Annotated in this window: 4 protein-coding genes; all 4 read right to left on the reverse strand. The window is 76.9% G+C overall.

Annotated elements, in window-relative coordinates:
• The coding region (locus D3P35_RS24920; protein ID WP_118138644.1) for a non-ribosomal peptide synthetase at positions 1-5,199 on the reverse strand (5,199 nt) is incomplete at its 3' end.
• A gap of 2 nt (positions 5,200-5,201) precedes the next feature.
• Entirely contained in the window at positions 5,202-9,659 is a 4,458-nt protein-coding gene (locus tag D3P35_RS24925; protein ID WP_118138645.1) for a non-ribosomal peptide synthetase, read from the reverse strand.
• Between the two features lie 3 nt (positions 9,660-9,662).
• Positions 9,663-10,724 (reverse strand): LLM class flavin-dependent oxidoreductase, encoded by a 1,062-nt coding sequence (locus tag D3P35_RS24930; RefSeq protein ID WP_118138646.1) that lies wholly within the window; start codon positions 10,722-10,724, stop codon positions 9,663-9,665.
• A gap of 30 nt (positions 10,725-10,754) precedes the next feature.
• Positions 10,755-15,284, reverse strand: coding sequence for a type I polyketide synthase (locus D3P35_RS24935; protein ID WP_118138647.1), 4,530 nt, complete (start codon positions 15,282-15,284; stop codon positions 10,755-10,757).
• Positions 15,285-15,540: the final 256 nt, after the last annotated feature.

Raw genomic sequence — 15,540 nt, forward strand, 5'->3', positions numbered from 1 at the left:
GGGCCCGGCCGCGGCTGCGGGCCAGGCGGCGAGCCGGGAGGCATCGCCCGCATCCGCCACCACGGCCCACCAGGGGCCGGTGTCCGCCCCATCGGGGTCAAGGCGCAGCCGCGCGCCGCCCGCCAGCCCGGCCAGCAGCGCGAACACCCCCGCCGGAGAGGCAAGCGCGCCGGGCAGGAGCACCGTCCCGCCCTCCGCGAAGGCGGCCGCCGCCCCCGTCGCCCGGGCCGGCAGGGCCACCGGCCCCTCCGGCGTCATCAGCATGAGCACCGTCTCCTCCGGGTGCGGCGGGCTCACGGCCGGAGCGGGGGGAGGGTCGGACGGGGCTTGCTCAGGCCGGGCGGGCGTCTCCCCCCGCCCGGCCGCGCTTGCGGGCAGGTTGGCGGGCGTGCCGGCAGCTGTGCCGGGCGATGGCGCCGGTCCGGGGCGGGGCGGCGCCTCATCGCCGGGGCCGCCCGGCCGCGGCAGGGCACGCGCCAGGGGCGGCACGGCCGCACCCGGCTCCAGCAGCAGTGCCGGGGCGCGCAGGCGCAGGAGGGCGAGCAGGGTGACGATCGTCTCCGCATCCCGCGTCATCGGCAGGGCCACGCAGGTGCCGCGGCCGATGCCGGAGGCGGCGAGCGCCGCCGCCCGGGCCCGCACCCGGGCCCGGAGGCCGGCACGGTCGAGCCCGGGCAGGACCTCCGCGCCGGGCGCCTCGGCCGCCTGCGCCTCGAGCACCGCCGGCAGCCAGGGCCCGGGTGCCGCGGCGGGGGCGGCGGTGCATGCAAGCGCCTCCGGCCCGGCGAGCGGCAGCTCGGACAGGCGCCGCTCCGCTGCCTCGGCGAGATGGCCCAGCAGCGTCTCCAGCAGGGCGGCGAGGCGCTCTGCCTCGGCGCGCCCGAACACGTCGGCGGCATATTCGAGGCTGCCGCGCAGCCCTTCCGGCGTCTCGCGCAGGGCGAGGGAGAGGTCCACCTTCGCGGTGAGCGCGACCGCGGGCAGAGGCGCCCAGTCGAGCCCCGGCGCGAGGCTGCCCGCCTCCGGCAGGGTCTGCAGGGCGAAGAGCGCCTGGACGAGCGGCGCGTGGCTGCGGCTGCGCGGCGCCTCGGCCAGGGTGAGCATCTGCTCGAAGGGCAGGTCCTGGTGGGCATGGGCGTCGAGCAGCGCATCGCGCGTGCGGGCCAGCAGCCGGTCGAAGCCGGGATCGTCCGAGAGGTCGCTGCGGATGGGCAGCGTGTTGACGAACAGCCCCACGAGCTGCTGCAGCTCCGCCTGCCTGCGGTTCGCCACCGGCGTGCCCACCACGATGTCGCTGCTGCCGGTCACCCGGTGCAGGAAGGCGGTGAAGCCGGCGAGCAGGCAGATGAACAGCGTCACCCCCTGCCCCCGGGCGAGCCGGCCCAGCGCCGCCGTGGTCTCGGCCGAGAGCTGCAGCGGAACCGCGCCGCCGGCCCCGCTGCGGGTCTCCGGGCGCGGCCGGTCCCCCGGCAGCGGCAGCAGCGCCGGCGCCCCGGCGAGGCGCTCGCGCCAGTGCGCGGCCTGTGGCGCGAGGTCGAGCCCGCGCTGCCAGGCGGCGAAATCGGCGTAGCGCAGCGCCGGCCCCGGGGGCGGCGGCGCCCCGACGAGGGCGGCGCGGTAGCCCGCCGCGATATCGCCGAGGATCAGTTCCAGCGACCATTCGTCGGCGAGGATGTGGTGCATGGTGAGCAGCAGCACGTGCCGCGCGGGCCCGAGGCGCAGCAGCCGCGCGCGCCAGGGCGGTGCTGCGGCGAGGTCGAAGCCGGTCTGCGCCTCCGCGCGCCGGGCGGCATCGAGCGCGGCCTGCGGCGCGGCGGCGGCCGAGAGGTCCTCCACCGCGAGCCGCACCGGCGCGGCCGGGTGGAGGCGCGGCGCGGGCGCGCCCTCCGGCCCGGCGGGGAAGGCGGTGCGGAACACCTCGTGCCGGGCGGCGAGCCCGGTGAGCGCCGCCTCCAGCGCGGCGATGTCGAGCCGCCCGGTGAGCGACACCGCGGCAGGCATCAGGTAGACCGGGTTTCCCGGCTCCAGCCGGTCGAGCAGCCATTGCCGCTCCTGCGCGAAGGAGAGCTGATGCGCCCCCTCCGCGGGGATGACCGGCGGCAGCGCGGGCGCACCGCGCGCCGCCTCCAGCCGGTCGCAGAACGCGCCGAGCGTCGGGGCCTCGAACAGGTCGCGCAGCCCGGCCTCGATGCCGGTCGCCTCGCGCACCGCGCCGAGCAGCCGGGTGGCGAGCAGGGAATGGCCGCCGAGGTCGAAGAAATCCTCCTGCGGGCCCACGGCCTCGCGGCCCAGCACCTGCGCCCAGAGCGCGCCCACGAGCGAGACCAGCAGCGGCGCGGCGCGGTCCGCTCCCTGCCCGCCCCGCGGCGGGGCCGGCAGGGCGCGGCGGTCGATCTTGCCGTTGGGAGTGAGGGGGAAGGCCTCGAGCGGCACCAGCGCGGAAGGCAGCATGTAGGCGGGAAGCGCGGCGGCGAGCCGGGCGCGCAGCTCCGCCGGCGGCACCGGGGCGGCCCCCTCCTCCCAGCGCAGGTAGGCGACGAGGGCGGGGCCCGCGCCATCGTCGCGCACCACGGCCACGGCCTGGCGCACGGCGGGGTGCTCGGCGAGGCGGGCCTCGATCTCGCCGGGCTCGATGCGGTGGCCGCGCAGCTTCACCTGGCCGTCGATGCGGCCGAGGAAGTCGAGCAGGCCGTCTTCGCGCAGGCGCACCGCGTCGCCGGTGCGGTAGAGGCGGCCGGGCCCGAACGGGTTCGGCATGAAGGCGGCGGCGGCAAGCGCCGGCCGGCGGTGATAGCCCGGGCTGAGCCCGGCGCCGCCGATGCACAGCTCGCCCGCCGTGCCCGGGGCGGCGAGCCTGCCCTCGGCGTCGAGCACCGCGAGCAGCGTGTGGTCGAGCGGGCCGCCCACCGGCACCGTGGCACCCTGCGCGAGCTCCGGCGTCACCCGCAGCGCGGCCGACCAGATGGTGGTCTCGGTGGGGCCGTAGAGGTTCCACAGCGCCCCGCCGCGCGCCAGCAGGTCGCGCGCCAGCGCGCCGTCGAGCGCCTCGCCGCCGCAGAGCATGCGCAGGCCGGGCCGGCCCTCCCAGCCCGCCTCCACCAGCATGCGCCAGCCGGCGGGCGTGGCCTGCATCACGTCCGGCGCGCGGCGGGCGATGTGGTCGGCGAGCAGCATGGGGTCACGCGTGGTCTCCGCCTCGGCCAGCAGCACCGTGCCGCCGGTGGCGAGGGGGCCGAGCAGCTCGAGCCCGGAGATGTCGAAGGCCACCGTGGTGACCGCGAGCAGCCGTTCGCCGGGCGCGAGGCCGGGGCGCGCCGCCATCGCGCGCAGGAAGTTCGACAGCGCGCCATGCGGGATGGGCACGCCCTTCGGCCGGCCGGTGGAGCCGGAGGTGTAGAGCATGTAGGCGAGCGCGTCGGGCGCGCAGGCCACGGGCGGCGGCGCCTCGGCGGGGGCGATGCCGGTCACGTCGAGCACCGGGCAGCCCGGCGCCTCCGGGGCGGCGCCCGGCGCGGTGAGCAGCAGGGACGCGCCGGCGTCGCCCAGCACGTGCGCGATGCGCTCGGCCGGGTAGAGCGGGTCGAGCGGCAGGTAGGCCGCCCCGCTGTGCAGCACGCCGAGCATGGCGACGGGCAGCGCCGCCCCCCGTGGCAGGCAGAGCGCGACCACGTCGCCCCGCCCGATGCCCCGGGCCCCGAGGGCCGCGGCAAGCGCGCCGGCGCGGGCGGTGAGCTCGGCATAGGTGAGGCTCTCGGTACGGCCGTCGGCGGCCTCGAACTCCAGCGCCGTTGCCTGCGGGTGGGCCCGGGCCTGTGCGAGCACCTGCAGGTGCACGGGCTCGGGCGTGCCCTCGGGCGCGGGCCCCTGCCCGGCGGCGAGCAGGCGGGCGGCCTCCCCGGGCTCGGGCCCGCCGAGGCTGCCCAGCGCCGCCTGCGGTGTATCGCAGAAGGCGGACAGCAGGGCCCTGAGCCGGGCGAGCAGGCCCTCGGCCCCGGCGCGGGAGACACGGTCGGTCTCGATGGTGAGGTTGAGGGCGATGTCCTCGCCCGGCAGCACCTTGAGGCTCAGCGGCGCCATGGTGCGCTCGAAGGTCGAGGGCTCGCTCACGGTGAGGGCGGAGCCGGAGGCGGCGGCGGCCGCCTCCATGCCCAGCGGGTAGGTCTCGACCACGAGCAGGCTCTCGAACAGCGGCCCGGCGGGCAGCCCGGCCCAGCGGCGGATGTCGGTGAGGGCGGCATGGCCGAAGCGCTCGCGGTCGCGCTGGCCGGCCTGCAGGGCGCGCAGCCAGTCGCCGAGCGGGCGGGCGGGGTCGGTGTCGACGCGCAGCGGCACGGTGTTGAGGAACAGGCCGATCATGCGCTCCGCCCCCTCCAGCTCCGGCGGACGGCCGGCCTGCACGGCGCCGAACACCACGTCGCGCTTTCCGGACTGGCGGGCCAGCAGCAGCGCCCAGGCGCCCTGCATCAGCGTGGCGAGGGTGAGCCGCTCCGCCCGCGCCAGCGCCGTGAGCCGCGCGCTGAGCGCGGGCCCCAGCCGGCAGTGCAGATCCGCGATGCCGGAAGCGCCCCGCTCCTCCGCGCTGGCGCCGCGCTCCACGCCGGCCGGCGTGGGGCCCTCGAGCCCGGCCAGGGTGCGGCGCCAGTAGGCTTGCGTCTCCGCCCCGTCCTGCCGGCGCTCGCGCCAGTCGATGTAGTCGCGCCAGGGCGGCGGGGGCGGCGGCAGCGTGCGACCGGCCAGAAGGGTGAGCACCTCCTGCACGAGCAGCCCGCCGCACCAGCCGTCCATCAGCAGGTGGTGGAAGCTCCACACGAAGCGGTGCCGCTCCGCCCCCATGCGCAACAGCGCGAAGCGCATCAGCGGCGGCGCATCGAGGGCAAAGCCGCGTGCCCGGTCCTCGGCCAGCCAGCGCTCTAAATCCGGCCCCTCGCCGCCCTCCGCGATGTGCCACTCGGGCGCGGCCGTGGCGTAGATCACCTGCGCGGGATGCTCGAGCCCCTCCCAGTGGCAGGCGCTGCGCAACACGTCGTGGCGGGCGATCACGCGGTCCCAGGCGGCGCGGAACGCGGCCGCATCCAGCGGGCCCTCGAGCACGCAATGGTATTGCTCGAAATAGGCGGCCTTTTCCGGCTCGTGCAGCGAGTGGAACAGCATGCCCGCCTGCAGCGGGGTCATCTCGAAAAGGTCCAGCACCTCGGTCATGGTCATCCCCCGCGCTGTCTGAGTTGGTCGAGCAGCCGGTCCTTGCGGTCCGGCGCGGCGGTGCCGGCGGGGGGGCGCAGTGCCTCCAGCGCGGCGGTGCAACGGGCGGCGAGCCGGGCCAGCGTGGCGGCGGAGAGCCGGGCGGGGTCATGGCTCCACGACAGCCGCAGCCGCCCCTCCGCGCAGCGCGCGGCGAGGCCGAGCGCATAGCCCGGCGGCAGGGGCGGTGCGGCGCCCTCCAGCCGGCAGGGGGCGGGGTCCTCCTCCCATGCCATCACCGCGAAGCCGCCGGCGGGGGCGATGCCCTGCCCGGCGCCGCCCGCCTCCAGCGCCCGCAGCACGGCGGCTACCTTCCCCGGCGCGGCGCCCTGCGGCAGGCGCGGGGCGAGCGGCACCAGCCGGGTGAAATTGCCGAAACCGGGGCCGGGCGCGCGCGAGGTGAGCACATCGAGGCGCGGGCTCTCCCCCGGGCGCCACTGCGCGAACACCTGCAGGAGCGCGGTGGCGAGCAGCGCCTCGGGCGGCGCGTCGAAGGCTTTCGCGGCGGCGAGGACGGCGGCGGCCTCCAGCCCGGTCTCGGTGGGCGCGGCCGGCCCGGGGGCGGAGACCGGCTCGTCCGAGAGGCCCGGCGCAAGTTCGGGCGCGGGCCCGGGGGCGCGCAGCCAGGCCGGGTAGTCTCCCGCCGGCGACGGCTCGGGCTCCACGCCTTCGGCGAGCGCCCGTGCCGTGGCGGCGATCTCGCCCGCCAGCCGCGCGAGGGAGGGGGCGTCGAGCACTCCGTCCCGCGCGGTGACGACGAGCTGCGGCGAAGGCCCGCCGGTGACCTCGGCCCGCCAGGCCTCCGCCCCGGCGGTCGGCGTGTCGGGCGCGGGGGCGGTGCCTCCGGGCAGCCATCCCCCGGCGCCCCGGCGCAGGCGCAGCGCGGGGTGGCGCGCGGTGACGCGGCGCAGCGCCTCGGCCATCACGCCCTCGGGCAAGGGCGCGAGCGGCAGCAGGGCGCGGGCCGGCGGCGGCGGCGGCGTGGCCGCCTGCCAGACGCTCGGCGGCAGCGGCGCCTCGGCCTCCACCGGGCGGGCCACCAGCGCCTGCGCCGCCACGCTCTGGTGCTCGAAGAGCTGCTGGGGCGTGAGCTTCAGCCCCTGCGCCCCGGCCCGGGCCGCGATCTGCATCGCGGTGACGGAATCGCCGCCGAGGTCGAAGAAATTGTCCTCCACCCCGATGTCCTCGCGCCCCAGCACACCACGCCAGATGGCGAGCAGGCAGGTCTCCGCCTCCCCCTCTGCCGGGCGCGAGGCGCCGGCGGCGGCAGGCGGCGCGGGCTGCGGCAGGCGCGCGCGGTCGATCTTGCCATTGGTGTTGAGCGCGAACCGCTCCACCAGCACGAACGCCGAGGGCACCATGTAGCGCGGCAAGGCCTCGGCCAGCGCCGTGCGCAACCCGCGCAGGAGGTCTTCACGGGCGGTGGTCTGCGGAAGGGGTGCAACAGGCGCGATTTCGGCAAGCCCGGACGGTGCGCTTCCGGTGGGTTGAGGGGGCGTAGGTTCAGTAGGTTTATGGGGCGCACCCTCAGTGGTTTCGGAATGCGCACCTTCGGAATGCTTATCAGGCGCACCTTCGGTGGGTTTATTTCTTTCTGGCGCACCTTCGGTGCGACACCACGCCACCAACCGCTCATGCTCCCTGTCCAGCAGCACCAGCGCCTGGGCGATGCCGGGGTGGGCGGCGATGCGGGCCTCGATCTCGCCGGTCTCGATGCGGTAGCCGCGCAGCTTCACCTGGTGGTCGGCCCGGCCGTGGAAGGCGTAGGTTTCGCCCCGGCGGCTCACGATGTCGCCGCTGCGGTAGAGCCGGGCACCGGGCGCATCGGCGAACGGGTCCGGCAGGAAGGTGGCGGCGGTGAGGGCGGGGCGGCGCCAGTAGCCGTCGCCCAGCCCGATGCCGGTGATGTACAGCTCGCCCGGCACGCCCTCGGGCACGGGGTCGAGATGGGCGTCGAGCACGTGGAACCCCACCCCGGGCAGCGGGCCGCCGACCCGGGCCCCGCCGGGCTCGAGATGCTCCGGGCCAAGGCGCAGCGCGCTCGACCAGATGGTCGTCTCCGTGGGGCCGTAGAGGTTCCACAGCGCGCCGGTGAGGGCGAGCAGGCGGTGGCCCAGCCCGGGGTCGAGCGGCTCGCCGCCGCAGAGCGCGGTGAGGCCGGCGCTGCCCTGCCAGCCGGCATCGAGCAGCAGCCGCCAGCTCGCGGGCGTAGCCTGCAGATGGGTGATGCGGGCGCGCCCGATCAGCTCCGCCAGCCGCGCCGGCTCCAGCAACAGGCCCTCGCGGCCCATCACCACCGTGGCGCCGGCGGCGAGCGGCAGCAGCATCTCGAGGATGGAGATGTCGAAGCCGATGGTGGTGAGGGCGAGCATGCGGTGCCCCGGCCCCATCCCCAGCCGCTCCGTAAAGCCGGCGAGCTGGTTCACCAGCCCGGAATGGCGGATGACCGCGCCCTTCGGCGCCCCGGTGCTGCCGGAGGTGTAGAGCAGGTAGGCCGGGCGCTCCGCGTCGGGCGCGGGCAGCGCCGCGTCGGGCGCGGGGCCGAGGCTGCGCGGGTCGAGATGCGGGCGCTCGCAGCCCGGCACCGGCGCCTCGGCCAGCACCAGCGCCACGTCGGCATCGGCGAGGATGTGGTTGCGCCGCGCCTCCGGGTGCGAGGGGTCGACCGGCACATAGACGGCACCGGCCTTGAGAATGGCGATGAGCGCCGTCACCAGCCCGGGCCCGCGCGGCAGGCACACGGCGACGCGCGCACCGGGGCGGGAAAGCTCGGGCCGGGCGGCGAGATGGCGGGCCAGCGCCTCCGCCGCGGCCTGAAGCCCGGCTGCGGTGAGGGCCCCGCCCTCCCATTCCAGCGCCACGGCCTCCGGCGCGCGGGCGGCGGCGGCCTCCAGCAGCTCGGGCACGCTGCGCGCCGGCAGGGCCGGCGGCTGCGGCACGGCACGCAGGGCGGCACGGGCCTCGGCGCCGAGATGGTCGAGCGCGCGCAGGGGTGCCTCGGGGCTGGCGATCACGGCGCGCAGGATCTGCTCGTATTGCCGGGCCAGCCGGGCGATGCGCGCGGGCTCGAACAGCGCGGTGCGATATTCGAAGGCCACTTCCAGCGCCCCGCCCCGGTCCATCACGAAGACCGAGAGGTCGAATTTCGCATGGGCGAGCGGGGTGAGCGCCTGGGACACCTCGAGCCCGGGCAGCGCCACGGTCTCGGCGTTCTGCGCGCGGTAGGCGCCGGTCTGGGCCTGGAACATCACCTGGAAGAACGGGTTCTGCCCGCCGTCACGCGCGAGGCCCAGCGCCTCGACCACGCGCAGGAAGGGGATGTCCTGGTGCTCCAGCGCATCGGCAAGGCGACCGCGCAGCCGGGTGAGCCAGGCGGTGAAGGGCTCGGCCGGGTCCACCTGCGCGCGCAGAACGAGCGTGTTCACGAAGAGCCCGATCAGCCCCTCCGCCTCCGGCCCGCGCCGCCCGGCGACAGGCACGCCAAGGGCGAGGTCGGTGGCCCCGGTCTCGCGGTGCAGCAGCAGCTTGAAGGCGGCGAGCAGCACGGTGAAGGCCGAGGCGCCCTGCCCGGCGGCGAAGCGCTCGAGCCCGGCGCAGAGATCGGCGGGCAGCGGGTGCAAGAGCGTCGCGGCCCGGTGATCGGTGCCCGCGCCGCGCGGGCGGTCGGCGGGGAGCTCCTGCGGCGCGAGGCCCGCGAGCGCGTCCTGCCAGTAGCGCCGCTGGCGGGCGATCTCTGCGCCCCCGGCCCGCGCCTCGGCGGCGCGCACGAGGGCGCCGTAGGAGGTGGCGAGGGGGGCGAGGTCGGGCGCCTCGCCGGCGCGGAAGGCGGTGTAGAGCGCGGCGAGCTCGCGCATCAGCACCCCGCGTGACCAGCCGTCCGCCACGATATGGTGCAGGCAGAGGGTGAGCGCGTGCTCCGCCTCGCCCAGGGTGAAGAGATGCGCGCGCATCAGCGGCGGGGTCGCGAGGTCGAAGGGCCGGGCGGCGAAGGCGCCTGCCGCCGCCTCCAGCGCCTCCGCGCCATCGAGCCGGCTGCGGCCGAGGGTGAAGGTGCACGCCGGCGCCACCTGCTGGCACGGCACGCCGGCCTCGGCCGGAAAGCCGGTGCGCAGGGGCTCGTGGCGGTCCACCAGCGCCTGCAGCGCCTGCTCCAGCGCGGGCCTGTCGAGGCGGCCGCGCATGGTCCAGGTGAAGGCGATATTGTAGGCCGAGCTCTCCGGGTGCAGCTGCTGCTGCACCCAGAAATGCTGCTGGGAGGGGCCGAGCGGCAGCGGCCCCTCCGGCAAGGGCACGGCGGGCTCGGGCGGGGCCACCCGCTCCCAGTCGATGCCGCGCTCGGCAAGTTGCCGGCGCAGGGCGTCGCGCTGCGCGGGGCCGAGGGCGGCGACGCGGGCGCGCAGGGCGTCGAGCGTATCGGCCATGCGTCAGCCCGCGAAGGCGGGGGTGCGGGCGCCGGCCATCGCCATGCGCGCGAGGCTGGGCAGCCCGCCCATCACCAGCTCGCGGTCCTGGATGAAGTCGATCAGGCAGGCGACCTCGTCGACCCCCGCTGCCTCCAGCCGCTCCAGCATGGGCTGGCACTCCTCCGGCGTGCCGATCAGCGCCCTGCCCTTCAGGAAGCCCTCCACGCCGAACTGCAGCAGGCTGTCGAGGTCGTCCTCGGAGAAATCCTCCAGCTTCACGTCCACGCCCATGCCGCGGGCGAGGTTTTCGAGCAGGTGGTAGTGGGTGCGCAGGTAGTCGCAGAACGGGCCGGTGACATCGGCGCGCACGCGCTCGGAATCCTCGCCGAGATAGGTGTGGATCATCATCGACACCGTGCCGCCCTGCGGGTCGAGCCCGGCGCGCTCGCGCGCGGCGCGGTAGGCGGCGATCTTGGGGGCCACGTCCTCCAGCGTCTCGCCCAGCAGCGAGGTGAGCACGTTGATGCCGCGCCGCCCGGCCTCGATGAAGGATTCGGTCGACTGGCAGGCCACCCAGAACGGCATCTCCGCCTGCAGCGGCCGCGGCAGGGTGCGGGCGTCGACCACGTTGCCGTCGGCATCCTCGAAGGGCACCGCCTCGCCGGCGAGCAGGCGGCGGAGCTGCTCGAAGCCGCGCCACATCGCGGAGCGCCGCGCGCCATGCGGCTCCCGCGAAAGGACGAACTCGTCCATCGTCCAGCCCGAGGCGATGGCGATGCCCGCCCGCCCGCCGGAGAGCGTGTCGACCACGGCCCAGTCCTCGGCCACACGCACCGGGTGGTGCAGCGGCAGCACCACGGAGCCGGAGCGCAGCTGCACGTTGCGGGTGTGCATGGCGAGGGCGGAATGGATCACCGCGGGGTTTGGGTAGAGCCCGCCGAAGGCGTGGAAATGCCGCTCCGGCACCCAGAGGGCCGTGAGGCCGTTCTCATCGGCGAAACGGGCGCTGTCGAGCAGCAGGCGGTAGCTGTCCGGGTTCGGCCGGGAGCCGTCGCCGTCGAAGTAGAACAGGCTGAACTGCATGGGGGTGCTCCTGGAGTTGGGGTGAGGGGGTCAGGTTTTCACGGGCTGGGGTTCGGGCGCGGGACCGGGCTCGGGCTGGGGCTGGGCCTCGATATCGTCGAGCAGGCCGGCCAGCGTGTCGGCCTCGGCGCGGGCGGCGGCCTCGGCCTCGCGGATCACCTTGGCGATGCCGGCCACGGTGGGCGCCTCGAAGAGGAGCGCGCGCATCGGCAGGTCGACACCGAACTGCCGGCGCAACCGGCCCACCACCTGGATGGCGAGCAGCGAATGGCCGCCGAGCTCGAAGAAATTGTCCGACGGCCCGACATGCTCGAGCCCGAGCAGCTCGCCCATCACCGCGGCCACCGCGGCCTCGTGCGCATCGCGCGGGGCCTCGGCGCCGGGGGTGGCGGAGGCGGTGCGTTCGGGCTTCGGCGCGGGGTCGCGCGCGGCGGCGAGGCGCGTGGCGAGGTCGTCCGGTGTCACCAGCACGCGGGTGAGGCCGGGGTGGGAGAGCACGGCGCGGCTCACCTGCCACACGGTCTCCGGGCTCATGGCGCGGGCGAGCAGGCCCGAGCCGCCGGCCTCGGCCGTGGCGTGCGTCTGGCAGGCGTCCCAGTCGATCACCTGCCAGGTGGGGGCGGAGCGGCCGGCGCGGGCGGTCACGAAGGCGTCGAGCGCTGCATTGGCGGCGGCATAGGGGCCGAAGCCCTCGCCCCCCGCCAGCACCGAGAGCGAGGATTGCACCAGGACGAAATCGGGCGCCTGCCCAGTTGCTTCCAGCGCCCGTTCCAGCGCGCGCAGGCTGCCGGGCTTGGCCGCGATCAGGGCGGCACCGCCTTCCTCCGGCGCGTCCAGCGGCTGCACGTAGCGCGTGCCCATCGCGGCGGTATGGAACACGCCGGCGAGCGGGCCGAAGGCGGCAGCCGCGCGCTCCAGCACCCCGCCCAGCCAGCCGGCATCGGCGAGCGGGCCGCTGAAGAGGAGATAGTCCTCCCCCGGCGCGCCCAGCCCGCGCAGCGCGCGGATGAGCTGGCTCACCCCGTGATGCGGCCCGTGCGAGGCGAGGAACCGGTCCCAGTCCTCCGGCTCCGGCAGGCCCTCGGGGCCGACCAGCACCGGCCGCATCCCGTGCTCGCGCGCAAGCGCCCGGGCATAGACGAGGCCCAGCCCGTCGACGAGATCGCCGATCACCAGGCAGGCCGCGCCGGGGCGCAGGGCGGTGAGCGGGGCGGCCTCGGGCAGGGCCGCCTCCACCTCCGCCTGCTGCCAGAGGAAGCCCGCGCGCAGGGCAAGCTGCACGCCCTCGGCGCGCCAGGGCTGTGCCAGCGCGGGGCCAAGGCCGCGCGGCGCGGGCAGCTCGGGGCCGGCGAGGTCGATCATCCGGGCGCGCAGGCCCGGGCGCTCCTGTGCCACCACCTGCGCCAGCCCGCCGGCCATCGCCGCACCGGGGTCGGGCTGCTCGGCGCCGGTCACGAGCTGGGCATCGCGGCTGAGCAGGGTGAGGAGCAGCCCCTCCGCCATGCCCTGCGGCAGGGCGCGCGCGAGGGCGAGCGTGGAGCGGTAGAGCAGGCCGGGCATGAGCCCCGGTGTCTCCAGCCCGAAGCCGTTCACGATCTGCTCCGGCTGCCAGCGCCGGGCCGAGAGGGCGGCGAAGAGCGCATCGAACTGCTCGGGGGCGGCGGGGTCGAGCCGGTAGCCCCCCGGCCCCGCCTCGAAATCCGGCCCGGGGGTGACGCGGACCAGCTCCGCGCCCGGCCAGTCGGCCAGTGCCTCGTGCAGCCCGGTGCCGCCGAGGAGCAGCACCCGGCCGGGCGCCTCTGGCACGGCGGTGGCCACCGGCTGGCGCTGCCAGACCGGCTGGTAGAGGCGCGGGCCCTCGGGCGCCGGCGCAGGCTCGGGCGCGGCGGCGGAGGGTGCCGGCAGCCAGTGCGACACCCGCTCGAACGCGTAGCCCGGCAGCGGCACCCGCCGCGCGCCGGGGGCGGAGAGGCGGACCCAGTCCACCTCCTGCCCCGCCAGCCACAGCCGGCCGAGGGCGAGCAGCACGTGCGCGCCCGCATCCGCGCCGCTGCCCGGCTCGGGCAGCGAGGCAACCGCGCTCATGCCGGCCTGCTGGCGGGCGAGCCGCCCCAGCGTGCTGCCGGGCCCGAGCTCGAGCGTGAGCGTGCGGTCAGTGGCGGCGAGATGGGCGAGTCCGTCGGCAAAGCGCACCGGGGCGCGGAGCTGGCGCAGCCAGTAGCCGGGGTCGGTCGCCTCCTCGGCAGTGAGCGGCGCGCCGGTGACATTCGAGATCACCTCGATGCGCGGGGCATGGAGGGTGACGCGGGCGAGCTCTTCCGCGAAGGGCGCCAGCGCGGGCTCCATCATCGCGGAGTGGAAGGCATGCGAGGTGGCGAGCCGGCGCGCGGCGATGCCCTTCTCGTCGGCCCGCGCGGCGCAGGCCTCGATGGCGGGCTCGGGCCCGGCGAGCACGGTGGCGCGCGGGCCGTTGAGCGCGGCGATCTCCACGCCCTCGGACAGGAGTGCCGCCGCCTCCGCCTCGCCAGCCGCGAGGGCGAGCATGGCGCCCGGCTCGCAGGCCTGCATCAGCCGGCCGCGCGCGGCGACGAGGCGCATCGCGTCCCCGAGGCTGAACACCCCGGCCACGCAGGCGGCCACGTATTCGCCCAGGCTGTGGCCCATGAGAGCGTCGGGCGTGATGCCGCGGGCGCGCCAAAGTTCGGCCAGCGCCCAGCCCACGGCGAAGAGCGCCGGCTGGGCCGCCTCGGTGCGGCGCAGGGCGGCGGGGTCGGCCGGGCCGTCGGGGAAGACGAGGGCGTGCAGGTCCGGGCCGTCGGGCAGCAGAGCGGCGCAGGCGTCGAACGCCTCGCGGAAGGCGGGTTCGGCGGCGTAAAGTGCGCGGGCCATGCCCACGTGCTGCGTGCCCTGCCCGGGGAAGAGGAAGGCGAGGCCCGGCGCATGCTCGGGCGCGCGGGCTCGCAGCGCCTCGGTGCCGAGCGCGCTCGGCGCCCCGGCGGCATCGGGCGCGAGGCAGACCAGCCGCTCGGCCATCTGCCGCCGGCCGGTGGCGAGCGTATGGGCGACATCGGCGAGCGGCGGGGCGTCCGGCGCCTCCAGCGCCCGGCCGAGGGCGGCGCGCGCCGCTTCCAGCGCCTCGGGCGTGCGGGCGGAGAGCGGCAGCAGCCGCGGCGCTTGGGCCAGCGTGCGGGCCGCGGGCTCGGGCGCTTCCTCCACCAGCAGGTGGGCATTGGTGCCGCCCATGCCGAAGGAGCTCACCGCGGCGCGGCGCGGCCGGCCCGGCGCGGCCTCCCAGGGCTCGGAGGCGGAGAGCACGCGGAACGGCCCTTCCCCCAGCCGGCAGGCGGGGTTGGGCGCGGTGAAATGCGCGGTGCCCGGCAGGCGGCGGTGGCGCAGCGCGAGCAGGGTGCGGATGAGCCCGGCGATGCCGGCGGCCGCGTCGAGATGGCCGATGGCGCCCTTCACCGAGCCCAGCACGCAGGCCCGCCCGGCGGCGGTGAGCGCGGGGCCGTAGACGCGGGTGAGGGCCGCGACCTCCACCGGGTCGCCCAGCGCGGTGCCGGTGCCATGCGCCTCCACGTAGTCGATGGCGTCCGGGCTCAGGCCGGCCGCGGCAAGTGCTGCCTCGAACACCGCCGCCTGCCCGGCGAGGCTGGGGGCGGTGAGGCCGGGCTTGTCGGCCCCGTCGCTGTTGACCGCCGAGCCGAGGATCACGCCGTGGATGGTGTCGCCCTCCGCCAGCGCGCGGTCGAGGCGCTTGAGCACCACCGCGCCCACGCCGTTGCCGAAGAGCGTGCCGGAGGCGGCGGCATCGAAGGGGCGGCAGGTGCCGTCGGGGGCCGCGATGCCCTCGCGCTGGTAGAGGTAGCCCTCGGGCCGCGGCTGGGCCACGGCGGCGCCGCCGGCAAGCGCCATCTCGCAGTCGCCCGCCAGCAGCGCGCGCACCGCCTCATGCACCGCCACCAGCGAGGTGGAACAGGCGGTCTGCACCCCGCTGCTGGGGCCGCGCAGGTCGAGGTGGTAGGAGACGCGGGCCGGCATCAGCCCGGTGGCATGGGCGAGCGCGAGGGCCACGGGGTCGGCTTCCGCCGCCGCGGCGCGCAGCAGGTGGCCGGTCTGCGCCCCCCCGGCGAACACACCGATGCGCCCCGCCGTGCGCCGGCTGTCATGGCCCGCATGCTCCAGTGCCGCCCAGGCGCATTCGAGGAACACCCGCTGCTGGGGGTCGAGCAGGGCGGCCTCGCGCGGGGAATAGCCGAAGAGGGCGGCGTCGAAGCCGGTGGGGTCGTCGAACCCGGCCCAGACCTTCACGTAATCGGGGTGGGCGCGCAGGGCCTCGGGCACGCCCGCCGCCTCCAGCGCGTCGTCGGAGACCGGGGTGGTGCCGGGCCGCCCCTCCTCCAGCATCGCGTGCAGGGCATCGGGGGATTCGGCGCCGGGGAAGCGGCCGGCCATGCCGATCACGGCGATGCGCGGGTCGCGGGCGGCGGCGTCGCTCTCGATGCGCAGGCGGGCCTGGCGGAGCAGGTCGAGCAGCTGGGCTGTGTCGGGTTCGGACATGGGGTCGGCCCTCGTGTTTGTCGGTTCGGCTCCGCGCCGGCGCCGCTGCGCTGCGCGGAGGGTCTCGGGGTCCGGGCGCGGCGCGCGGACGGTCAGTTTCCGGTGGCGAGGAGCGCGCGCAGCGCCTCCGCCTCGGCGGCAAGGGCGGTGTCTTCTGCGGCGGTGCCCGCGTCCGCCGCGCCGGGCCGCGAAGCGTCGGGCGGCGAGGGCGCAGGGGCGGGACCGCCGGCGCCCCCGGCGCGCGGCTCCGGCCCCT

Origin of the sequence: Oceanicella sp. SM1341, assembly GCF_003448965.1 — a bacterium.
In the GTDB taxonomy this organism is placed as follows: domain Bacteria; phylum Pseudomonadota; class Alphaproteobacteria; order Rhodobacterales; family Rhodobacteraceae; genus Paroceanicella.